The organism is Rhizobium sp. ERR 1071 (assembly GCF_007828675.1).
GTDB lineage: Bacteria > Pseudomonadota > Alphaproteobacteria > Rhizobiales > Rhizobiaceae > Rhizobium > Rhizobium dioscoreae.
Genome location: NZ_VITM01000002.1, coordinates 1 through 20,608 on the forward strand (window position 1 = coordinate 1; position 20,608 = coordinate 20,608).

The 20,608-nt window shown below is 60.2% G+C and carries 21 protein-coding genes; 7 read left to right on the forward strand and 14 right to left on the reverse strand.

Features of this window, described 5'->3' with window-relative positions:
• Window positions 1-394: 394 nt before the first annotated feature.
• From FBZ99_RS05340 to FBZ99_RS05360, 5 genes are all read left to right on the forward strand, one after another.
• On the forward strand, window positions 395-1,468 hold the full coding sequence (locus FBZ99_RS05340; protein ID WP_145631832.1) for a Gfo/Idh/MocA family protein: 1,074 nt from the start codon (window positions 395-397) through the stop codon (window positions 1,466-1,468).
• 3 nt (window positions 1,469-1,471) lie between these two features.
• Window positions 1,472-1,933: a MaoC/PaaZ C-terminal domain-containing protein gene (locus tag FBZ99_RS05345; RefSeq protein ID WP_145631835.1), complete on the forward strand. Its 462-nt coding sequence runs from the start codon at window positions 1,472-1,474 to the stop codon at window positions 1,931-1,933.
• Window positions 1,930-3,063, forward strand: a complete 1,134-nt coding sequence (locus FBZ99_RS05350) for an extracellular solute-binding protein (RefSeq protein WP_145631837.1) — start codon at window positions 1,930-1,932, stop codon at window positions 3,061-3,063. Before FBZ99_RS05345 ends, FBZ99_RS05350 begins: the two co-directional genes overlap by 4 nt.
• 104 nt (window positions 3,064-3,167) lie before the next feature.
• Window positions 3,168-3,899, forward strand: a complete 732-nt coding sequence (locus FBZ99_RS05355) for an SDR family oxidoreductase (protein WP_113354848.1) — start codon at window positions 3,168-3,170, stop codon at window positions 3,897-3,899.
• A 108-nt stretch (window positions 3,900-4,007) separates the two neighbouring features.
• Window positions 4,008-4,682: a DUF1345 domain-containing protein gene (locus FBZ99_RS05360; protein WP_113330574.1), complete on the forward strand. Its 675-nt coding sequence runs from the start codon at window positions 4,008-4,010 to the stop codon at window positions 4,680-4,682.
• A gap of 31 nt (window positions 4,683-4,713) precedes the next feature.
• On the opposite strand, the gene FBZ99_RS05365 is transcribed toward FBZ99_RS05360, so the two are convergent.
• The 8 genes from FBZ99_RS05365 to FBZ99_RS05400 all read right to left on the reverse strand — a co-directional run bounded on the left by FBZ99_RS05365 (window position 4,714) and on the right by FBZ99_RS05400 (window position 12,776).
• Window positions 4,714-4,887 carry a DUF1328 domain-containing protein gene (locus FBZ99_RS05365; protein WP_069615987.1) on the reverse strand — a complete coding sequence of 58 codons (174 nt, stop codon included), beginning with the start codon at window positions 4,885-4,887 and terminating at the stop codon, window positions 4,714-4,716.
• 581 nt (window positions 4,888-5,468) lie between these two features.
• Complete coding sequence (locus FBZ99_RS05370; protein WP_113330573.1) at window positions 5,469-6,896, reverse strand: gamma-aminobutyraldehyde dehydrogenase; 1,428 nt, start codon at window positions 6,894-6,896, stop codon at window positions 5,469-5,471.
• 13 nt (window positions 6,897-6,909) lie between these two features.
• Window positions 6,910-7,725, reverse strand: a complete 816-nt coding sequence (locus FBZ99_RS05375; RefSeq protein WP_113230843.1) for an ABC transporter permease — start codon at window positions 7,723-7,725, stop codon at window positions 6,910-6,912.
• The gene (locus tag FBZ99_RS05380) at window positions 7,715-8,689 is read right to left on the reverse strand and encodes an ABC transporter permease (RefSeq protein WP_113354852.1); all 975 of its coding nucleotides are present in this window, start codon (window positions 8,687-8,689) and stop codon (window positions 7,715-7,717) included. The genes FBZ99_RS05375 and FBZ99_RS05380 overlap by 11 nt, the downstream gene beginning before the upstream one ends.
• On the reverse strand, window positions 8,686-9,672 hold the full coding sequence (locus FBZ99_RS05385) for an ABC transporter ATP-binding protein (RefSeq protein WP_145631839.1): 987 nt from the start codon (window positions 9,670-9,672) through the stop codon (window positions 8,686-8,688). Before FBZ99_RS05385 ends, FBZ99_RS05380 begins: the two co-directional genes overlap by 4 nt.
• Window positions 9,673-9,876: 204 nt before the next feature.
• Entirely contained in the window at window positions 9,877-11,037 is a 1,161-nt protein-coding gene (locus FBZ99_RS05390; protein WP_113354856.1) for an ABC transporter substrate-binding protein, read from the reverse strand.
• A 105-nt stretch (window positions 11,038-11,142) separates the two neighbouring features.
• Complete coding sequence (locus FBZ99_RS05395) at window positions 11,143-11,799, reverse strand: 3'-5' exonuclease (protein WP_145631840.1); 657 nt, start codon at window positions 11,797-11,799, stop codon at window positions 11,143-11,145.
• A 68-nt stretch (window positions 11,800-11,867) separates the two neighbouring features.
• Window positions 11,868-12,776: a LysR family transcriptional regulator gene (locus tag FBZ99_RS05400; RefSeq protein WP_113230838.1), complete on the reverse strand. Its 909-nt coding sequence runs from the start codon at window positions 12,774-12,776 to the stop codon at window positions 11,868-11,870.
• Between the two features lie 195 nt (window positions 12,777-12,971).
• On the opposite strand from FBZ99_RS05400, the gene FBZ99_RS05405 reads away from it, so the two are divergent.
• Window positions 12,972-13,808, forward strand: coding sequence for a hypothetical protein (locus FBZ99_RS05405; protein ID WP_113354864.1), 837 nt, complete (start codon window positions 12,972-12,974; stop codon window positions 13,806-13,808).
• Window positions 13,809-13,849: 41 nt separating this feature from the next.
• Here the strand turns inward: FBZ99_RS05405 and FBZ99_RS05410 are convergent, their stop codons facing one another.
• Genes FBZ99_RS05410 through gltX form a run of 3 tightly spaced genes read right to left on the reverse strand, consistent with a single transcriptional unit; the run spans window position 13,850 to window position 17,142 of the window.
• Window positions 13,850-14,134 carry a hypothetical protein gene (locus tag FBZ99_RS05410; protein ID WP_113354866.1) on the reverse strand — a complete coding sequence of 95 codons (285 nt, stop codon included), beginning with the start codon at window positions 14,132-14,134 and terminating at the stop codon, window positions 13,850-13,852.
• A 37-nt stretch (window positions 14,135-14,171) separates the two neighbouring features.
• Complete coding sequence (lysS, locus tag FBZ99_RS05415; RefSeq protein ID WP_113354868.1) at window positions 14,172-15,668, reverse strand: lysine--tRNA ligase; 1,497 nt, start codon at window positions 15,666-15,668, stop codon at window positions 14,172-14,174.
• A gap of 16 nt (window positions 15,669-15,684) precedes the next feature.
• Window positions 15,685-17,142 (reverse strand): glutamate--tRNA ligase, encoded by a 1,458-nt coding sequence (gene gltX / locus FBZ99_RS05420; RefSeq protein WP_069615998.1) that lies wholly within the window; start codon window positions 17,140-17,142, stop codon window positions 15,685-15,687.
• A gap of 360 nt (window positions 17,143-17,502) precedes the next feature.
• Between gltX and FBZ99_RS05425 the strand changes: the two genes are divergently transcribed.
• Window positions 17,503-17,913: a hypothetical protein gene (locus FBZ99_RS05425; protein WP_113395321.1), complete on the forward strand. Its 411-nt coding sequence runs from the start codon at window positions 17,503-17,505 to the stop codon at window positions 17,911-17,913.
• A gap of 45 nt (window positions 17,914-17,958) precedes the next feature.
• On the opposite strand, the gene FBZ99_RS05430 is transcribed toward FBZ99_RS05425, so the two are convergent.
• The 3 genes from FBZ99_RS05430 to FBZ99_RS05440 all read right to left on the reverse strand — a co-directional run bounded on the left by FBZ99_RS05430 (window position 17,959) and on the right by FBZ99_RS05440 (window position 20,588).
• Window positions 17,959-18,702: a TerC family protein gene (locus tag FBZ99_RS05430; RefSeq protein ID WP_113354872.1), complete on the reverse strand. Its 744-nt coding sequence runs from the start codon at window positions 18,700-18,702 to the stop codon at window positions 17,959-17,961.
• Window positions 18,703-18,859: 157 nt separating this feature from the next.
• A complete protein-coding gene (locus FBZ99_RS05435) occupies window positions 18,860-19,699 on the reverse strand; it encodes a GyrI-like domain-containing protein (protein WP_145631842.1) in 840 nt (279 codons plus the stop codon).
• A gap of 208 nt (window positions 19,700-19,907) precedes the next feature.
• The gene (locus FBZ99_RS05440) at window positions 19,908-20,588 is read right to left on the reverse strand and encodes a TetR/AcrR family transcriptional regulator (protein WP_113354877.1); all 681 of its coding nucleotides are present in this window, start codon (window positions 20,586-20,588) and stop codon (window positions 19,908-19,910) included.
• Window positions 20,589-20,608 lie beyond the last annotated feature (20 nt).

Below are 20,608 nucleotides of genomic sequence, written 5' to 3' on the forward strand. Positions count from 1 at the left end.
GCAACCATGCGAAAACTCCTCACCATCCTCAACGCCATCATTCGAGACGCAAGACCATGGCAAAACGCTTGACAGCAAAGACAGTCGCTCTCCCCAAGGGGAGAAGGAGTTTATGGTGCTCATCCGCCTCCATATGCGATAGCCCTGCCCCACAAGGGGGGAGATTGGTAAATCGCGGCTATCTCTGGCAAGCAACAGACATTGAATCTGCTGACATGACAGCTATTCGTTTCCCGAGGTGCTGCGAAACGCTTCAAGCGATCTCCCCCCTTGTGGGGGAGATGTCACGAAGTGACAGAGGGGGGTGTGTAGCTTCCACAACTTCCGAAGCCAATGTTCCTGGCTCCTTTTTCCGGGCAAAAGGTCAACCGACCTTGGTTTCAGGGAGGATGAGATGAACTTCGATCCCAAATCCCTGCGCCAATGGTGGCCGATGCCGTCGCATCCGCGTCCGATCGTGATTTTCGGTGCCGGCAGCATCGTCGGTGACGCGCATCTGCCTGCCTATAAACAAGGCGGCTTTCCGGTCGCGGGCCTCTACGATCCAAACACCGAGAAGGCGGTGGCACTGGCTGCTCGATGGGGCATTCGAGTTTTCGCCTCCGAGGCAGAAGCCCTTGCCGTCGATGGCGCGATCTTCGATCTGGCGACGCCGCCGGCAGCGCATGCGACGATCCTTTCGAAGTTGCCGTGCGGTTCCTTCGCGCTGATCCAGAAACCGATGGGCAGCGATCTTGCCGGCGCCTCCGAAATTCTGTGGGTCTGCCGCGAGAGGGATATCAAGGCGGCCGTCAACTTCCAGCTTCGCTTCGCGCCGATGATGCTGGCGCTCTACGATGCCGTGAACAAAGGGTATCTCGGCGAGGTCGTCGATTTCGATGCGTGGCTGGCGCTTGCAACACCCTGGGGCCTCTGGCCGTTCCTGAAAGGCTTGCCACGCATCGAGATAGCCATGCATTCGATCCACTATTTCGATTTCATTCGCGGGCTGCTCGGTAATCCTCAAGGGATCCACGCCAAGACCATCGGCCATCCCAACCATGATGTCGCCCAGACGCGGACGGCTGCGATTCTCGATTATGGCGACAAGGTTCGCTGCGTGCTCTCGGTCAATCACGACCATGATTTCGGCCGCAGGTTCCAGGCTTGTGAGTTTCGCATCGCCGGCACCAAGGGGGCGGCCTATGTCAAGCTCGGTGTCAATCTCGACTATCCCAGCGGGGAGCCGGACGAACTTTGGATCCGACCTGAGGGCGGCAGCGATTGGGTCGAGGTCAAGCTGGAGGGCGCCTGGTTCCCGGATGCCTTTGTCAATCGCATGGCCAACCTGCAGCGTTTTGCATCCGGCGAGGATCAGGAGCTGATCGGTTCCGTCGAGGATGCCTGGCAGACCATGGCTCTCGTCGAGGCCGCTTATCAATCGAGCGCCGCGCCGGCGACGCCGATTGCCGAACTTCCAAAGGCTTGAGCAATGGCAGAACAAACCCCCTATTTCGAAGATTATGAAGTCGGCCACGTCAGGGTGACCACGGGACGGACGATCACCGAGACGGATTTTGTTGTCCATGCTGGCCATACCGGCGATTTCTTCCCACATCACATGGATGCGGAATTCGCCAAGACCTTGCCCGGCGGCCAGCGCATCGCGCATGGCACGATGATCTTTGCGATCGGCGTCGGACTGACGGCCTCGCTCATCAACCCTGTCGCCTTTTCCTATGGTTACGATCGGCTCCGCTTCGTCCGACCGGTGCATATTGGCGATACGATCCGCACCCGCGTCACCATTTCGGCGAAGGAGGATGATCCGAAACGGCCGGCTTCCGGTCGTGTGGTCGAGCGTTGCGAAGTGCTGAACCAGCGCGACGAAGTCGTGCTTGCCGCCGATCATATCCTGGTCGTCGAGCGCAAGCCGAGCGCGGGGAAGGCATGATGGTAAAACTTAAGGGAATGACCTGGTCGCATCCGCGCGGCTACGATCCGATGATCGCCTGCTCGAAGGTGTGGCGGGAAAAGACCGGTGTCGAGATCAGCTGGGAAAAGCGCTCGCTGCAGGATTTCGAGACTTTTCCGGTGGAGGAGCTTGCCGCGCAATACGATCTCATCGTCGTCGATCATCCGCATGTCGGGCAGATCACGCGCGAGAACTGCCTGCTGCCGCTCGATGATGCAGGCTGTGCAGAGGAAATTGCCGCGATCGCCGCCGGCACCGTTGGGCGCTCCTATCCGAGCTACAACTGGCAGGGCCGGCAATGGGCCTTTCCGCTCGATGCGGCAACACAGGTGCAGGCCTATCGGCCCGACCGGCTGAGCGCGCCGGTCAAGAATCTCGCCGAATTCGTGACGCTCGCCAAGGAAGGCAAAGCGATCCTGCCGATGCGGCCGCCGCATTCGCTGATGACTTTCATCACGCTGGCTGCCCACCTCGGCACGCCCTGCAACATCGAAGGGCCGGATTTCATTGCCAAGGCCGATGGCGAAGCGGTGCTCGACTGGATCGCGCAGCTCGTTTCGGGCATGGATTCCAGCTGCTACGAAATGGATCCGATCGCGGTGCTCGACCTGATGGGCCAGCCTGACGGCCCCTATGTGGCGTCGCCGTTCATCTATGGCTACGTGAACTATTCCTTTGCCGGATTCAGGCGGGCGCGGATCGCTTTTGCAGATATGCCCGTGATCGATGGACGCGCGCCGAATGGCTCGGCACTCGGCGGCACTGGCATTGCGGTGTCGGCACGCACGCAAGCGCCTGAAGAGGCGAAGGCCTTTGCGCGCTGGATTGCGAGCGGGCCGGTGCAGGCGGGTGTTTATGCGAGTGGCAATGGTCAACCGGGCCATGCCGACGGCTGGATCAGCGATGCGGTCAATGCGCCGGCGCTCGATTTTTACCGCAACACGCGTGCGACGCTGGAAGGCGCCTATGTGCGGCCGCGGCATGATGGCTACATGGCATTTCAAAGCGATGCATCCGAGATGATTAGCAATGGACTGCGAAGCGGCGAGCGGCATACAGTCCTCGTCGACAAGCTGAATCATCGCTTCGCGCAGTCTTTCGAAGCGTAGTGAGGTTGCGCCAACTGATTGTTATTGCATGATCTTATCCGAGTTTCGGCTATGCAGCCAGCGGCATGGGTGGGGTCATGGTTCCCGAAGAAAGGATCAGGATTATGGGTCACGGGTTGGAAGGCAAGAAGGTCGTCATCACGGCGGCGGGGCAGGGCATTGGCCGGGCGTCGGCAGAGCGCTTCATCTCGCTTGGCGCACACGTCTACGCCACTGATATCAACGAGCAGACGCTCTCGACGCTTGATGGCGCGACCAAACATGTGTTGAACGTGCTCGATAGCGCCGCCGTCAAGGCCTACGCGGAAGAACTTGGCCCGATCGACGTGCTCTTCAATTGCGCCGGTTTCGTCCATGCTGGCACGATCCTGGACTGCGAGGAAAAGGATTGGGATTTCTCCTTCAACCTCAATGCCAAGGCGATGTACACCACCTGCCGGGCCTTCCTGCCGGGCATGCTGGAAAAGGGCAAGGGGTCGATCGTCAACATGTCCTCCGTTGCTTCCAGTGTGAAGGGCGTGCCGAACCGTTTCGCCTATTGCGCCTCCAAGGCTGCCGTGATCGGCCTGACCAAATCGATCGCCGCCGATTTCGTTGCCAAGGGCATTCGCGCCAATGCCATTTGCCCCGGTACGGTCGACAGCCCTTCGCTGCATGAGAGGCTCAGAGCAACCGGGGACTACGAGAAGGCAATGAAGGATTTTATCGCCCGCCAGCCGATGGGCCGGATCGCGACTGCCGAAGAGATCGCCGCACTAGTGACCTATCTCGCCGGCGACGAGGCGGGCTTCACGACAGGCCAGATCCACGTCATCGACGGCGGCTGGACGGGCTGAGGCTGCATTTTGAAGGTCGGAGGCCCCGTATTGCGAGGCTTCCTTTTATTTGCCACTCTCGTCGGCGAATCGTTGTTTTGAAAGACGATTTACGATCGGGAGAGCGGCATGGATGCGCAGGGACATTTGCATCATTCCAGATGGCGTGTGCTGTGGCGCAAGCATCATGTCATCCTGATTGCGGTTCTTGCCGGCATCGCCGTCTTTCTGCTTCTGACATCCCGCGAGTTCAATGCCAGCAATCTGCTGATCGCTTGGGATACGACCGCAATCGTCTATATCGTTTACAGCCTGTACAGGATGCTGACGGCCGACCCGCAGCGCATACGCAAGCGCTCGGCCGATCTCGATTTCTCGGATGGATTCCTGCTGTTCCTGTCGATTGCGGCAGCGCTCGCCAGCATCGGCGGCATTGCGCTGGATCTGCTTGGCGTCAAGGACGCCTCACCCGAAATCGCCTTCTACCGCGTGATGATGGCGATCGTGACGATCCTGATATCCTGGACCTTCCTGCATACGCTGTTCACCATCCACTATGCGCACCGGTTCTACAGCAGTCCGGGCAAGGGGCAGGGGCTGAAATTCGCCGAGCCTTTGGAGGAGCCGATATATTGGGACTTCCTCTATTTCTCCTTCACGATCGGGGTTGCGGCTCAGACCGCCGATATCGGTATTTCCACCGTTTCGATGCGTAAGCTCGCGCTTCTGCACGCGATCCTGTCGTTTCTGTTCAATACGACGATCCTGGCGCTCGCCATAAATGTCGGGGCGAGCCTGATCTAGGCCCGCCCCGATGCGCCGATGATTGCTGCCGTCAAACAACGGCATTGCCGGCCATGACGGCCAGGATCAGGAATATCAGGAAGATGATCAGGAAGATGGCGAAGAGAACGCGCGCAATGGTTGCGGTTGCCGCGGACACGCCGGAAAAACCGAAAAAGCCGCTGATCAAAGAAATCACAAAGAAAATGAGAGCCCATTTCAGCATTTAGCAATCTCCTCTGCGTTGTACTTCTTAAAGACGCGGGAGGAGGGTGAATTGTTCCGAAGGCGTTTTGGGGTAATGAGTATTGTTGCCTTCGACGGATGCTGTCGAGTCTGCTGAGGGTGCATACCCCCTCTGTCACTTTCGTGACATCTCCCCCACAAGGGCAGGGCTATCGCATATGGAGGCGGACGAGCGCCATAAGCTCCTTCTCCCCTTGGGGAGAAGGTGGCCCGAAGGGTCGGATGAGGGGGTTATCGATTTGAATTCATGGATTTTTGTGGTCTTGGCGGGCACCCCCTCATCCGCCTGGCGGCACCTTCTCCCCGCTGGGGAGAAGGGGGACAGCGGCGCTCTCCGCTCATATGCGATACCCTGCCCACAAGGGGGGAGATTGGTAACCTACGGCACCGTCACCGTAAAATAATCGACCTCGTATCCGCTGAACGATGGTGCCTCATTTTGAGGAGCTAGCGATGTGCCCCAACGATCTCCCCCCTTGTGGGGGAGATGTCACGAAGTGACAGAGGGGGGTACAGCCATGCGGTAAAATGGAGAATGCCGTTCACGTCGCGAACCCCTTCTCACCCATGATTGATCATCACATGCCGCACGGCGGTATAATCTTCGATAGCGTAGACTGACATATCCTTGCCGTAGCCGGATTGCTTGAGCCCGCCATGCGGCATTTCGTTGACCAGCATGAAATGGGTGTTGATCCAGGTGCAGCCATATTGCAGGCGGGCAGCGGTCTGCATGCCGCGGCTAATGTCCTTCGTCCAGACCGAGGAAGCCAGGCCGTAGTCGCTGTCGTTGGCCCAGGTGACGGCGTCGTCGGCATTGGTGAAGCGGGTTACGGAGACCACAGGGCCGAAGACTTCGCGGCGGACGATCTCGTCATCCTGCGTGGCGCCGGCAACGACGGTCGGGGCGTAGAAGAAGCCGTGCTCGCCGGAAATCTTGCCGCCTGTGGTGATTTCCATGTGCTTGTGTTCGGCGGCGCGGGTGACGAAGCTTTCGACGCGGTCGCGCTGGCGCTTGGAGATCAGCGGGCCGATTTCGTTCTCCGTGTCGTCAGCGAGGTTGAACTTGATGCTTGACACGGCCGAGGTGAGGTCGGCGACGAAATTGTCGTAGACCTTGGCGTCGGCATAGATGCGGCAGGCGGCCGTGCAATCCTGGCCGGCATTGTAATAGCCGAAGGTGCGGATGCCGGCGACCACGGCGTCGATATCGGCATCGTCGAAGACGATTACTGGGGCCTTGCCGCCAAGTTCGAGATGGGTGCGCTTGACCGTCTTGGCCGCGGCCTGCAAGACCTTCTTGCCGGTGGCAACATCGCCAGTGATGGAGACCATGCTGATCTTCGGATGGTTGATCAGCGCATTGCCGACGCTCTCGCCGCGGCCGAGGATGACGTTGACGACTCCTTCCGGCAGCACATCCGCCAGCAGCTTCGCCATCTTCAGCGCCGTCAGCGGCGTCTGTTCGGAGGGTTTGAAGACGACGGTGTTGCCGCCGGCAATGGCGGGAGCCAGCTTCCAGGCCATCATCATCAGCGGATAGTTCCAGGGCGCGATGGAGCCGACGATGCCGATCGGATCGCGGCGGATCATCGAGGTGTGGCCGGGCAGGTATTCGCCGGCGACCGGGCCGTGCAGGTTGCGCACCGCGCCGGCAAAGAAGCGATAGCAGTCGACGATCGCCGGGATTTCGTCATTGAGCACGGCATTGATCGGCTTGCCGCAGTTCAGCGCTTCCAGCGCAGCAAAGCCTTCGGCATCGCGCTCGATGGCGTCGGCGATCTTGAGGAGATAGGCCGAACGCTGGCTTGGCGTCGTCTGCGACCAGCTCGTGAAGGCCTTTTCTGCAGCATCGACGGCGGCGTCGATCTGCCCGAGCGAGGCCTCCGGCAAGTTGAGCACCGTCTCGCCTGTCTTCGGGTTGAGGACGCGTTCTTCCGTCTCCGTGCCGGCTTCGAAGCGGGAGCCGATCAGCATCTGGGTATCCATTATTCTCTCCCTTTCATTTGCCGCCGCCGGCGATCTGGTCGCCGTCGCGGGTAAGATAGTAGGCTGCCAGGATCGGCAGGAAGGTGACAAGCACGACGACCATGGCGACGACGTTGGTCACCGGTCGCTGGCGCGGGCGGATGAGTTCCTCCAGCATCCAGATCGGCAGGGTCATCTGCTGGCCGCCGGTGAAGGTGGTGACAATGACTTCATCGAAGGACAGCGCGAAGGCGAGCATGCCGCCGGCCAGCAGCGCCGTGCCAATATTCGGCAGGACGACATGGCGGAAGGTCTGGAAGCCATCGGCGCCAAGATCCATTGAGGCCTCGATCAGCGAGCCGGAGGTGCGGCGGAAGCGGGCGACGGCGTTGTTATAAACAACGACAACGCAGAAGGTCGCATGGCCGAGAACGATCGTCCAGACCGAGAAGGGGATATCGAACAGGCTGAAGGCGGAGCGCAGCGCAATGCCGGTGATGATGCCGGGCAGTGCGATCGGCAGGATGACCAAGAGCGAGATCGCCTCGCGGCCGAAGAACTTCGTTTGGCTGACGGCCGCGGCGCAGAGCGTCCCGAGGATCAATGCAATTGCGGTTGCGATGGTCGCGACCTGCACCGAGAGCGCCAGCGCCGACCAGACATCCGGCCTGTTCCAGGCGATACCGAACCATTGCAACGTCAGCCCCGGCGGCGGCCATTGATAGCTCTTCTCCTCCGTCGTGAAGGCATAGACGAAGATCAGAAGGATCGGCAGATGCAGGAAGAGCAGACCGCCCGCGGCTGCGATCTTCAGGGGGAAGGAGGCGCGTTGGCCACGATCAGAGCGCATCGAAAGCTCCCTGCTTTTTGGCGATCCAGAGATAGATGGCCATGATGACGATCGGCACGACCGAGAAGGCGGCGGCCAACGGCACGTTGCCGGCGGTTCCCTGCTGCGTATAGACGGCCTGGCCGATGAAGAGGCGCGAGGAGCCAATGATCTGCGGGATGATGTAATCACCCAGGGTCAGCGAGAAGGTAAAGATGGAGCCGGCGACGACGCCGGGCAAAGCGAGCGGCAGCAGCACGGTGCGGAAGGTCTGGTTCGGCGTTGCGCCAAGATCGGATGAGGCTTCCAGCAGATTGGCCGGCACGCGCTCAAGTGCTGCCTGCGTCGGCAGGATCATATAGGGCAGCCAGATATAGACGAAGACGAGGAAGGTGCCGATATAGCTGACCGAGAGCGAGTTGCCGCCGATGACGGGCAAGGCAAGCACGCCGTCGAGCAGCCAGCCGAGATGCAGCCTATCGAAGATCCAGGTGAGAATGCCTTCCTTGGCAAGGATCAGCTTCCAGGCATAGACTTTCACCAGATAGCTCGACCAGAGCGGCAGCATGACGCCGAGATAGAACAGCGCCTTCCATTTTCCCTGCGCATAGCGCGCCGCATAATAGGCGATGGGGAAGGCGACGAAGGCCGAGGCGACGGTGACGAGGGCGGCCATGACGACCGTGCGGACGATAATGTCGAAGTTGGCTGTATTCAGCAGCTGCGCATAGGTCGAGAGGGTAAATTCGTAATTCACCATTCCCGAGAAGTCGTCGATCGAGAAGAAGCTCTGCAGTAGCAGCGCGATCAACGAGCCGATATAGATGATGCCAAGCCAGAGCAGCGGCGGCGTCAGCATCAGGAAGAGCAGCAGCTTCGGCCGGCGCCAGAAGATATCCGATAGACGGCCAAAGATGCCGCCGCGGCGCGGCAGGATCGAGGCCGGTGCCTGGCTCGACGAGGCGGGGAAGGCGGCGGCGTTCATGCGGCGTCGTCCATATAATGCACATCCGCCGGCAGCCAGGCGAGGCGGACGGAGGCCCCTGTATCCGGAGCCGGCTGGCCGGCGGGTACGGTCACATGCAGGCGGGCGCCATTCGTCTCGACCGAGAGGCGGGTAGCGGCACCGAGAAAGCTCGTCGCCTTCACGGTCGCCGCCACGCCGCTCTCCTCAGTCAACCGGATGGCCTCGGGGCGCAGGCTCGCCCAGCGCCGTTCGCCGCCGAGCGACGACATGGTTTCGGGAGCGATGACGTTGGAGGAGCCGACGAAATCGGCAACGAAACGGGTCTTCGGCCGTTGGTAGATATCGTGTGGCGTGCCTTGCTGGACGATGCGGCCGTCGTTGAAGACGGCGACGCGATCGGCCATGGACAGGGCCTCGACCTGATCGTGGGTGACGAAGACGAAGGTGATGCCGAGCGCCCGTTGCAGGCTCTTCAACTCCTCCTGCATCTGCTCGCGCAGCTTCAGATCGAGCGCGCCAAGCGGTTCGTCGAGCAGCAGTACCTTCGGTTTGTTGACGAGAGCGCGGGCGAGCGCCACACGCTGCCGCTGGCCGCCGGAGAGCTGGCCCGGACGGCGGGCGCCATAGCCCGGCAACTTTACCAGTTCCAGCGCCTGTTCGGCAGCCCGCAGCCGTTCGGCCTTGCCGACACCCTTGACCATCAGCCCGTAGGCGACGTTGTCGAGGATGTTGAGATGCGGAAAGAGCGCATAATCCTGAAACACCGTATTGACGTTGCGCCTATAGGGTGGAACGCCTTCGGCGGTTTCGCCGAAGATTTCGATATGGCCGCCTGTGGGCTGTTCGAAGCCGGCAATCAATCTGAGGCAGGTGGTCTTGCCGGAGCCGGAAGGGCCGAGCATGGCGAAGAATTCGCCGGGCGCAATCTCCAGATCGACGCGGTCCACAGCGCGGACCTTGCCGAAATGGCGCGACACCTGCTGGAAACGAACGGCGTTCATTGGCTTCTCCAGGGAAGGGTTGTTTTTTCCTTCTCCCCAACGGGGAGAAGGTGCCCGTTAGGGCGGATGAGGGGGGCGAGGAGCGCAGCGACGAGGGCATTGAGCGGCAAGCGAAAGGCAATCCTTCGTATGCCGGGCCACCCCCTCATCCGACCCTTCGGGCCACCTTCTCCCCGAAGGGAGAAGGTATGTTTCCCGTGAAGATCACCGCCCGCCGATCACGCCGATGTAGTCGGAGACCCAGCGGTGATAGGGCACGCATTCCCCCTGCGTGCTGCATTTCGCGACGGGCGTCTTCCAGAACTTGATCTTGTCGAAGTGATCATAGCCGTTGGTGGCGCAGCCGCTGTCGGTCAGGAGTTCGTTGCCCTTGCAAGCTGCCGGAACCGAGGGCACGGCGCCGAACCAGGCGGCGGCATCGCCCTGAACCTTGGCCTGCAGCGAATGTTCCAGCCACATATAGGCGCAGTTCGGATGCTCACTGTCGGCATGCAGCATGGTTGTGTCGGCCCAGCCCGTCGTTCCCTCATCCGGGAACGTGGAGGCGATCTTCTGCTTGTCGGCCTGCAGCAGGTTCACCTGAAACGGCCAGGAGCCGGAGGCGACGACACCTTCGTTCTTGAAGTCGTCGGTCTGGATCATCGCGTCGTGCCAGTAGCGGCTGACGAGCTTGCGCTGGCCGCGCAGCAGTTCGAGGGCCGCCTTGTACTGATCTTCGTTGAGCTCGTAGGGGTCCTTGATGCCGAGTTCAGGCTTGTGGGCCATGAGATAAAGGGCGGCATCGGCAATATAGATCGGCCCGTCATAGGCCTGCACGCGACCCTTGTTCGACTTACCATCAGGCAACGTCGTTTCTTCGAAAACGACATTCCAGCTCTTCGGCGCCTGGCCCTTGAAGGCATCGGTATTGTACATCAGCACATTCGGGCCCCAGAGATAGGGCACGCCATAGTGAATGCCGTTGACCGTGTGCCAAGGGGCATTCTTCAGGCGGTCGTCGAGGTTCTTCCAGCTCGGGATCAGATCAGTATTGATCGGCTGGACGCGCTTGCCGGCAACGAGGCGCAGCGACGCGTCACCGGATGCGGTCACGAGATCGAAGCCGCCTTCGTTCATCAGCGCCACCATTTCGTCCGATGTCGCCGCGGTCTTGACGCTGACCTTGCAGCCGGTTTCCTTTTCGAAGCCGGTGACCCAATCGTAATTCTTGTCGCTTTCGCCGCGCTCGATATAGCCAGCCCAGGCGACGATGCTGACCGCACCTTCACCCTTGCCGAGCGTCTTCAACGGCTCGGCGGCAATGACCTGTGTGGCGAAACTTAAGGATGCGAGTGCGGTCGTGCATGATTTCAGCAGATGCTTCATCGGACTCTCCCGGTTTTTGAGCCTTGATGGCGTGGAGCCAGTGGCTGGCTTCCTGTTCCCGGAAGAAAAGGTGACGCGATTTCGCCGCATTCGCAAATTCATTTATCAGAAAGGTGATATCGGAATTTCCGATTCATAACTGTGCGTGGCTGAGAGATCGAAAACCTCCGGCCGCAGCTTTCCGGCCCGCATGAGGTGCTGCAGCGTGTAGGAAATGGAAAGGGCATCATCGAGCGCGTCATGGCACTTAAGCGGCGGATGCTGCACGCCATAGTAGTGGGAAAGCTCGTTGCTTGGCGTCTTCGCCAGATCTTCGACCGGCATTCCCGCCGCAAGCAGCAGCTTGACGGCATTGTCGAAACGATGCGCGGGGATCAGGGGCTGGATACCGGCGACGTAACAGCTGATCGCCATCATATTCAGCTCGTCCTTGCCCCAGGACCAGAGACGGGCACCATCCGAGAAACGATCCAGACTGGCAATGGCGTCCTGCAGGGTCATTCCTTCCGTCTCGATGTTCTCTTCGGTCACACCCGTCAATGCGGTGAAGAACGGATCGAGCGCATATCGTTTGCCAAACCGATCGACCGGGCGAACATAGGCCTTGTAGCTGTCCAGGATCGCGAAATCGTCTTCGAGGCTGAGCTTGACGGCTCCGACTTGCGCGACGACCGGATCGGGATCATGCGCCGCACACCAGGACCGGCGTTGCGACCCTTCGAGGCAAAGAAACTCACAGTCGAATATGATTGCAGTCTTCATACCTGACCCTCCATTTGCGGCAATCTTCGATTGTATTCCCCTCAGTCGGGTCGCAAGAATACTGCGTGCTACCGCTGCCGGCCCGAGCGCATGCTTTCTGCGACACCGACGAAATCGCGGGCCGCTTGCGGCAGGCTGGAGCCCTTGCGCCAGACCATGCCGACCTGCACTACAGGCAGCGAACCGGAGACGTCGCGGCTTTCGATGCGATCGCCTTCCAGCGACCATGGACGATAGACGAGATCCGGCAGCAGTGCGACACCGGCGCCGGTGGCAACCAGGCTGCGCACGGCCTCGACGGAGCGCGTGCGGAAGGCGACATGCGGACGGGCGCCGAGCGCGGTCAAAAGCTTGCCGGTGTTTTCTTCGATTTCGTCGATGGTCAGCATGATCAGTGGCTCGCGGGTGATGTCCGCAACACTGATGATATCGGCCGAGACCAGGGGGTGGCCCATCGGCAGCCAGAGGCGGTAGGGCGAGGTTTCCAGAATCTCGGCCTGCAGGGCCATGCGGTCGCGAAGATTGGAGATCACCATGACGGCGACATCGAGTTCACCGCCAACCAGAAGATGTTCCAAATAGCCGCCATTGTCCTCGATGGCACTGACTTCGACCCCGGGGCAGGCGCGGCGATAGCGCGCCAGAAGATCTGACAGAACATAGCCGGCGACAAGCGATGTCACGCCGATATTCAGCGTGCCTCCGGCCTCGTTCTGCTTGCCGGAAAAGCTGGTACGCGCGTCGGAGACCGTCGCCAGGATCTTCGTTGCGTGGCGCAGGAACTGGTGGCCGTTGTGGGTGATCGACAGGCCACGCGGATGGCGCTCGAACAGCTCCACGCCGAGATCGCTTTCTAGTTCCTTGAGAGCTTCGGTGACTGAGGATTGCGAGATGGACAGGTTCTGCGCGGCACGCGTCACGGAGCCCTGTTCCGCAACGGCGACGAAGTATTGCAGCTGTCTCAAGGTGAAGGCCATGCCAAGGTTAGAGCATGTTCGCGGCACGGAAGGCAAGCGCCCGTCATAGGTGTGAAAGTTTGGACCTTTTTTGGTAACGATGTCGAGGACAGCACAAGTTTCACCTCAGTTTTAAGTATTCCGAAACGCCAATTCCCTAACGTGAGGGTTGATCATTTTTGTCGGCTTGGAGTGGTCTATGCTGGAGCAGTTGGCGTGAGCGCCTTACTGCACATTTTCCGGATACCCCGGAAGTTTGTCGTCATGATCGGCGGAGTGGCCTTTCTCATAGGCTGCTCCGGCGTATTGGCGCTTTATGTCGGCAAGGACAGGCTGCTCGGCCTTGCCTCCGCATCTCCTAACGGGCTTCAGTGCACCGACGTCAATCTTGTCACGATCCGCAAGGATAACCGTTTCTGGGTTCGCAAATATATCCGCACGGAGCCGACCGATGGGCTGACGCGTGTCAGGACTGCGCTCCGGGTTGCCAAGGCTGTCTATCAGGAACAGAAACCGGATCTCGTTCAGGTTGTGGTTCTTGACAGAAATGGGCCGACATTGCGGTCTGACTTGCGTGGCCGGGCGCTGGGGGCCGATGTCGTTTACGTGCCGCATCCAGACAAGCTTGTCGATGGCAGTTCCGAGGCACCGCTGACGGCACGCTATTATGATGGCGGTGCGAGCAATGCCGGCCTGTTTTATGGTGAGCAGATTACTATGCTGCCGCAGGATATCGATGCGGCGATCGCGGGGTTGAAGAATCTGACGGACTGCGACAACGCGCTGGCGGCAGACAATGGCGGCGACGCCAAGAAGGACAAGATGAAGGCGGCGATCGCCGCGGAGGAGAAAGCGGCCGCAAATCAAGCGGAGGGCCACGATGCCAAACCGCAGCTGCCGGAACCGAAATCGACCGGCAATGTGCAGCCGGGCTATGATGCGAATGGTGATTTCATCGGGGCCGATGCCGGGGCGAAGGAAAAAAGCCCGTCACCGGGATTGGACCCGACCATGACGGGCGCCGCCGACCGCCGCTCGCCCGTCACCAACTGATCAAAAGCGGATTTGCGCTATCGGGCGGAAAGGCTGATGCCTCATTCCGCCAGATGTTTCTCGCCGATAGCCTGGTAGAGCGCGAAGAGCGCCTCGTGGACTTCGCCGGCAAGACGGTAGAAGTCCGGATTCGCCAGAATGGCGGGGTGCTGCAGCAGCTGGTCGTCGGTCATGTCGAGCATGATCGACGCCGTGTGCATCGCTTCGTGGCAACCGAACGTTCCCGGTGCGTATTGTGAGAGATCGATGTCGCCGATCTCGGCAATATCGGCCAGCCGCTGATGCTCGCTGTCGGCATCTGCCGCCGATATCTCTTTACCCGTCATGATACGCACCTTTGATGTTCGAGGGACGGAACCGGCCTCAATCGGCCTTGTTGCGGCGGGCCGGGAAAAGGATGATGTCGCGGATCGACGGCGAGTTGGTCAAAAGCATGATGAGGCGGTCCACACCGATGCCGAGACCGCCTGCGGGCGGCATGCCCTGATCGATCGCGTCGAGGAATTCTTCGTCGAGCTCCTTCTGCTTTTCGCCGCGCGCATGCGCCTGCTCGAGCTGCTCGACCATGCGGGCGCGCTGTTCTTCCGGATCGTTGAGCTCCGAGAAAGCGTTGCCAAGTTCCCAGGCGTTGCAATAGGTCTCGAAACGTTCGACAAGGCGCGGTTCGCCCGGCACTTCCTTGGCGAAGGGCGAGATGTCCTTCGGGAAATGCGTGACGTGCGCCGGCTGGATCAGCGTACCCTCAACCTTCTCCTCGAAGATGAAGGCCAGGCATTCGCCCCAGGTGGCGTCCTTCTCGACGGCAAAGCCGGCGGCCTTGGAGGCGTCGCGAGCTTCCTCGTCGGTCTTGATCGCCAGGAAGTCGATGCCGGTTGCTTCCTTGACGGCATCGGGCATCGGCACGCGGCGGAACGGACCCTTGAAGGAAATCTGCTTGTCGCCGAAGGCGAATTCGGTGCTGCCGTGGATCGACATGGCGAGCGTGGAGAACAGCCGCTCGACGAGGTCCATGATGTCCTCGTAGTCGGCATAGGCCCAGTAGCACTCCATCATCGTGAATTCCGGATTGTGCCGGGTGGAGACGCCTTCGTTGCGGAAGTTGCGGTTGATCTCGAATACCTTGTCGGTGAGGCCCGAAACCAGCGTGCGTTTCAGGAAGAGTTCCGGCGCGATGCGCAGGTACATGTCGAGCTTCAGCGTGTTGTGATGCGTCTTGAACGGCTCGGCGGTAGCGCCGCCATAAACCGAATGCAGCATCGGCGTTTCGACTTCCATGAAGCCGTCATTCTCCATGAAGCGGCGGATGCCGGAAACGATGCGGCTGCGCTGCTGGAAGCGGAGCTTCGATTCCTCGTTGGTCATGATGTCGAGATGGCGCTTGCGGTAGCGCAGCTCGATATCGGAAAGGCCGTGCCACTTTTCCGGCATCGGCAGGAGCGACTTCGTCAGCATGGTGATTTGCTGGGCGTTGATGGTCAGCTCACCGCGCTTGGTGCGGCGCACGACGCCGGTGACGCCGATGATGTCGCCGATATCGATCATTGGCAGCAGTGAACGTGCTTCTTCCGAGGTCACGTCCTTGTGGCTGAAGATCTGGATCTTGCCGGACGCGTCGTGGATATCCATGAACATGCCGGAGTTGCGCGAGGAATAGACGCGGCCGGCAACGGTGACGACATCGCCGGTTTCCGTATCCGGCTCCAGGCCTTCGTATTTCGCAGCGAGTTCGGCATTGGTCATGGTCCGGTGGAAATGCGCCGGATAGACGTCGCCGATCTGTTCGCGCAGCAGCTTCAGCTTCTGGCGGCGAACTTCCGTTGCGTCGGAGGAGAGGGCGGATGCTTCGGTCTTGTCGTTCATGGTTTTAAAGTCCGGTTCAATTCTTCGGGCCGACGAGGGTCGCAACGGTCTGCGCGGCAAGTTTCAGCCGCTGGCGCACGACGGAGCGGCCGAGGATCGCCATGCTATCGAAAAGCGGCAGGGAGCGCGAGGAGCCCGATACGGCGACGAAAAGCGGGGCAACGATGACCTTCAGCTTCTTGCCCATGCGGTCGGCAATGGCGCGCAGCTCGGCTTCGATCGTCTCGACGTTCCATTCGAGGATCTTTTCAAGGTCCGGCTGTACCGTGTTGAGGATCTCAAGCAATTCTTCCGGCGTCGACTTGATCTTGGCGAAGGCCGAAGGATCGAGGTTGAGATCGGATTTGAACAGGAAGCCTGTGAGGTCGGGCAGCTCGCCGAGCTTGGTGATGCGCGACTGCGAGAGCTTCAGACCTTCCTTCAGGCGGTCGTTTTCCATTGCCCAGGTCAGGACGCGGTGCTGGAACTCTTCTTCCGAGAGCTTCTCGCGGATCCAGCGGCCGTTCAGCCAGTCGAGCTTCTGGATGTCGAAGATGGCCCCGGCCTTGGACAGGTTTTCCGGATCGAACTTTTCGGCAAGTTCGTCCATGGTCAAAAGCTCTTCACCTTCGGCGATCTGGATGAAGAACAGGCCGAGGAAGTTCATCAGCGCCTCGGGAATGTAGCCGAGAGCCGTATAATAGGAGATCGACGTCGGGTTCTTGCGCTTCGACAGTTTCGACTTGTCGGCATTGCGCATCAGCGACAGGTGCATGAACACCGGCGGCTCCCAGCCGAGATACTGATAGATCAGAATGTGCTTCGGCACCGAGGCGAGCCATTCCTCGCCGCGCGCGACATGGGTGATCTTCATCAGATGGTCGTCGACCACGTTGGCCATGTGATAGGTCGGCATGCCGTCGGCCTTGAGGAGAACCTGCATGTCGACGGCATCCCACGGGATTTCGACATCGCCGTAGACGCCATCATGGAACTTGCAGGAGCCTTCGGTCGGGATCTTCATGCGCACGACATGCGGCTCGCCGGCAGCGACGCGTGAGGTCACTTCTTCGGCCGAAAGGTTCAGACAATGGCCGTCATACTTCGGCGGCAGACCGGCGGCGCGCTGCGCCTCGCGCATCTTTTCCAGGCGCTCCGGCGTGCAGAAGCAGCGAAAGCCATGGCCGTTTGTGACGATCTGCTCGACATAGGGCTTGTAGAGGTCCTTGCGGTCGCTCTGGCGATAGGGGCCGTAGGGGCCGCCGATATCGGGACCTTCGGACCATTTCAGGCCGCACCATTTCAGAGCGTCGAGCACCTTGGTCTCGAATTCCGGGGTGGAGCGGGTCGCGTCGGTATCCTCGATGCGCAGGATGAACTCGCCGCCGTGTTTCTTGGCGAAGAGATAGTTGAACAGCGCGATATAGGCGGTACCGACATGCGGCTCGCCGGTGGGGGAGGGTGCGATGCGGACGCGAACGCCTGAAGTGGTCATTTTGTTTGCCCGTCATAAAAGGCCGGGCCGCGCTTGGGACAAGCGCCGTCCAGCCGAAAATGTCTATCTGGATCAGGAAACCGGCCGGAAAAGGGCATCTTGCCGCTTCTATCAGCGTTTTCCGTATGGCTGGCCTTAGGCCATATTCAAAGGATGACGTCAAGGGAAACTGCGCCGTAAGAGCAGGCAGAGGCACCGAGGACGCTGTGCTGCATCGAAAAGGGCCGGCCTTCCAATTTCGCCAAGCATCTTTACTCTTCGTAAGTGTTTCAGAAGAAAAGCCTTACGCTTGCCGAATTTGATTTGCAATTTTCGCGGCAGTGGCAAAGTAGGTTTTCAATCGTTCATTCCGGGGATACCATGAAGAAACTGATTTTGTGCTTGCTATTGGCTGTCTCGATGGTCGACGCAGCCGCGGCCCAATCGACCATCACACGGGACAGTTCCGCCCGACTGATCGAGTCTTACCGCGCCTATATCGGCAATGACGATCTTTACAATTCCAAAGGCGAACGCCTGACGCTGCCCTGGCAGATCATCCGCCAGGACCGCGCCAACTATCACGCCTATCGCCGCCGCGACCGTGGCGACCAGGGCGACAGTTTCTTCTCGCAGGCTTCCAATCGTCAGAATCTGGAAGCCATGCTGGCCAATGGCAATATCGCAAACGATGCCGGAAACCTCATCGTGCGCGGCAATGTCTGGATCAAGGTCGATATTTACGGACATGGCGATGTCGGCCAGTGGGTCGACATCCATGTTCAGGATTGACCGATGTGATGAAGCTGCACCTCGTTATTGGCGCGGCTTTCTCGGTCAATGGCCGCCGGATGCCTTCTTGCGGCGGTTGCGCGCCATCATGTTGAGCACTTCGACCAGGGCGGAGAAGGCCATGGCGGCGTAGATGTAGCCCTTGGGAACATGCACGCCCATGCCTTCGGCGATCAGCGTCGTGCCGATCATCAGCAGGAAGGCGAGCGCCAGCATGACGATGCTCGGGTTCTTCTCGATGAAGTTGGCGAGCGGATTTGCCGCGACCAGCATGACCGTGACTGCGGCGATAACGGCGACGAACATGATCGGCAGGTGCGGCGTCATGCCGACGGCGGTGATGATGCTGTCGATCGAGAAGACCAGGTCGAGCAGCAGGATCTGGCCGATCGCCGAGGCGAAGGTCGTGGTCGTCGATTTGGCGATGAAATCCTCGCCCTGTTCCTGAGGGTCGACGTTGTGATGGATCTCCTTCGTCGCTTTCCAGACGAGGAAGAGGCCGCCGCCGATGAGGATCACGTCCTTCCAGGAGAAGCCCTGGCCGAAGATTTCGAAGACGGGCTGGGTCAGCTGGACGATCCAGGCGACGGTTCCGAGCAGCGCGAGGCGCATGATAAGGGCGAGGCCGATGCCGATCTTGCGGGCTCTGTCACGATGCTCCGGCGGCAGCTTGTTGGTGAGGATCGATATGAAGATCAGGTTGTCGATGCCGAGGACCACCTCCATGACGACAAGCGTGACGAGCGCCACCCACGCTCCCGGGTCCTGTATCAGCCCCATGATATCCATTGAATGTCCCCCTTTGATCAGCATTCGCCGATGCTGACCCCCAGCACGGCCGCTCCAGAATGGCCGTAATGTAAGGAGCACAACCGTCCGTACAAGCGCCGCCACCAATTTCGTGGCGGCGGCCTTGTTTCAAGGGCTCTGTTCCCAGGCTTGGTTTTCAGGCGTCCAGGGGTATCCAGATTTCCGTCACGCCCATGCCGGTGCGCGGATCGAAGCGGTCGTCATAGCGTTCCATCATGTCGGGTGTGCCGGCATGCTGTTGACCCGATTGCGGCAGCCATTCGCCGAAGATCTGATGCACCGTGGCGGAAATGCCGGAGATATGGCCGCGATGCGTGAAGATCGCATAGCGCTGCTGCGGCAGCTTCACCGTCACGAAGCCTTCTGGCAAGCCGTCGGCGGCGGAAACTTCGGCTGCCGACATATAGCGGAAGCTTTCGCTGCCTTCTTCCGCCTGGGTGCAGACGCCATAGGCGACATTGCCGATCTGGCCGGGAATATGGCCGAAATGCTCGTTGAATTTCTGCCAGAGCGAGGGGATGGCCTCTGTCGCCTCATAGGCATAGGTTTCCGCAAGACCGGCAAGCAGCATCGCGGGATGGGTCTCGAAGCGCGGTGCATCGAGCTTGGGAAGGCGGGTGTCGTCCATTCTGATCGGCTCCTGTAGAGCGAGGTTGCGAACGTGTCCTTGTTTGCGTAGGCTTTCCGGCGTCATGCCGAATTGCTCGCGGAAGGCACGGGTGAAAGCCTCGTGCGAGCCGTAGCCGGCATCGAGGGCAACCTGGAGAATGGAAGAGGAGCCGTCGATCAGTGCGAGAGCCGCTTCGCTGAGGCGGCGGTTCCGGATATAGCTGCTGATCGAGTGACCGGTCGTCATGCCGAAGACGCGCGAGAGATGAAAGCGCGACAGCCCGGCCGTCTCGGCGATCTCGTCGAGCGAGATGTCGGATTTAAAATGGCTTTCGATAAACCATATCGCTCTGCCGATCGCGCTCATTTTCAACTCCCCTGGTTGCCGGGCCAGTCATAGGCCTGTGGCGGCGGCAATGCTTGATCGCCATTGCGGAGTTGAATGACTACACCGTTGCGGCCAGCGGGAGAGGCCTGTTCATCCCAGAGCAGTTCAGTTTTTCACGGAATCTCCGAACCGCTCTATTCACGCAATTCCGGGCGAAAAACCGCTGCACACTTTCCCTGGAATTGCTCTAATCCCTGCGATCCGGACCGTAGCCCGCCAGGAAGACGCGGACGGCGCCGCGCACGACATAGTCGATCTCTTCCTTCGACGGCGGCTGTTCCATGTCGCCGAAGAGCCGCAGCTTGAAATAGCCGCCGCTGGCCATTTCCAGGAAGTGGCGGGCAGCCATGTCGAAGTCGTCGATCTTGAGATGGCCGGCGGCAACCTGCCGCTCGAGGAAGCCGCGCAGCACCGTGCGCAGATTTTCGGGGCCGGTGAAGAAGCGTTGACAGAGCGAGGGCATGCGTTCGCGCACGCCGATGACCGTGCGCATTGCGCTGATGGTCTTATCCGAGGTGACGTGCGTGACGAAGACGATGCCGAAATCATAAAGCGAGGTCGTGACATCCGCTTCGTCTGAAAGGGCATTGCGGACAAGGTTGACGAAATGGGTGCGCTCGCTCTCCATCATGGCGGCGAACAGATCTTCCTTGTTGGCAAAATAGACGTAGAGAGTGCCCTTGGAAACGCCCGCCTCGCGGGTGACATCGTTCATGCTCGCCGCATCGAAGCCCATTTTCATAAAGACACGCTTGGCGCCTTCGAGAATCTGATGACGCTTGGCAGGGTCCTCGCCGGCTGCCCAGCGCCCACCGGAGCCCGGCGCAGGCGCGTTCAATACGGCGGCATTTTGGGATTCGTGTTTCATCGGCTCTTTCACTGTCTCCT

What these genes read in the sequence shown, in the direction of transcription:
- FBZ99_RS05340 (WP_145631832.1), top strand. Translation starts at nt 395, where the DNA reads ATGAACTTCGATCCCAAATCCCTGCGCCAATGGTGGCCGATGCCGTCG.
- FBZ99_RS05345 (WP_145631835.1), top strand. Translation starts at nt 1,472, where the DNA reads ATGGCAGAACAAACCCCCTATTTCGAAGATTATGAAGTCGGCCACGTC.
- FBZ99_RS05350 (WP_145631837.1), top strand. Translation starts at nt 1,930, where the DNA reads ATGATGGTAAAACTTAAGGGAATGACCTGGTCGCATCCGCGCGGCTAC.
- FBZ99_RS05355 (WP_113354848.1), top strand. Translation starts at nt 3,168, where the DNA reads ATGGGTCACGGGTTGGAAGGCAAGAAGGTCGTCATCACGGCGGCGGGG.
- FBZ99_RS05360 (WP_113330574.1), top strand. Translation starts at nt 4,008, where the DNA reads ATGGATGCGCAGGGACATTTGCATCATTCCAGATGGCGTGTGCTGTGG.
- FBZ99_RS05365 (WP_069615987.1), bottom strand. Translation starts at nt 4,887, where the DNA reads ATGCTGAAATGGGCTCTCATTTTCTTTGTGATTTCTTTGATCAGCGGC.
- FBZ99_RS05370 (WP_113330573.1), bottom strand. Translation starts at nt 6,896, where the DNA reads ATGGATACCCAGATGCTGATCGGCTCCCGCTTCGAAGCCGGCACGGAG.
- FBZ99_RS05375 (WP_113230843.1), bottom strand. Translation starts at nt 7,725, where the DNA reads ATGCGCTCTGATCGTGGCCAACGCGCCTCCTTCCCCCTGAAGATCGCA.
- FBZ99_RS05380 (WP_113354852.1), bottom strand. Translation starts at nt 8,689, where the DNA reads ATGAACGCCGCCGCCTTCCCCGCCTCGTCGAGCCAGGCACCGGCCTCG.
- FBZ99_RS05385 (WP_145631839.1), bottom strand. Translation starts at nt 9,672, where the DNA reads ATGAACGCCGTTCGTTTCCAGCAGGTGTCGCGCCATTTCGGCAAGGTC.
- FBZ99_RS05390 (WP_113354856.1), bottom strand. Translation starts at nt 11,037, where the DNA reads ATGAAGCATCTGCTGAAATCATGCACGACCGCACTCGCATCCTTAAGT.
- FBZ99_RS05395 (WP_145631840.1), bottom strand. Translation starts at nt 11,799, where the DNA reads ATGAAGACTGCAATCATATTCGACTGTGAGTTTCTTTGCCTCGAAGGG.
- FBZ99_RS05400 (WP_113230838.1), bottom strand. Translation starts at nt 12,776, where the DNA reads ATGGCCTTCACCTTGAGACAGCTGCAATACTTCGTCGCCGTTGCGGAA.
- FBZ99_RS05410 (WP_113354866.1), bottom strand. Translation starts at nt 14,134, where the DNA reads ATGACGGGTAAAGAGATATCGGCGGCAGATGCCGACAGCGAGCATCAG.
- lysS (WP_113354868.1), bottom strand. Translation starts at nt 15,668, where the DNA reads ATGAACGACAAGACCGAAGCATCCGCCCTCTCCTCCGACGCAACGGAA.
- gltX (WP_069615998.1), bottom strand. Translation starts at nt 17,142, where the DNA reads ATGACCACTTCAGGCGTTCGCGTCCGCATCGCACCCTCCCCCACCGGC.
- FBZ99_RS05425 (WP_113395321.1), top strand. Translation starts at nt 17,503, where the DNA reads ATGAAGAAACTGATTTTGTGCTTGCTATTGGCTGTCTCGATGGTCGAC.
- FBZ99_RS05430 (WP_113354872.1), bottom strand. Translation starts at nt 18,702, where the DNA reads ATGGATATCATGGGGCTGATACAGGACCCGGGAGCGTGGGTGGCGCTC.
- FBZ99_RS05435 (WP_145631842.1), bottom strand. Translation starts at nt 19,699, where the DNA reads ATGAGCGCGATCGGCAGAGCGATATGGTTTATCGAAAGCCATTTTAAA.
- FBZ99_RS05440 (WP_113354877.1), bottom strand. Translation starts at nt 20,588, where the DNA reads ATGAAACACGAATCCCAAAATGCCGCCGTATTGAACGCGCCTGCGCCG.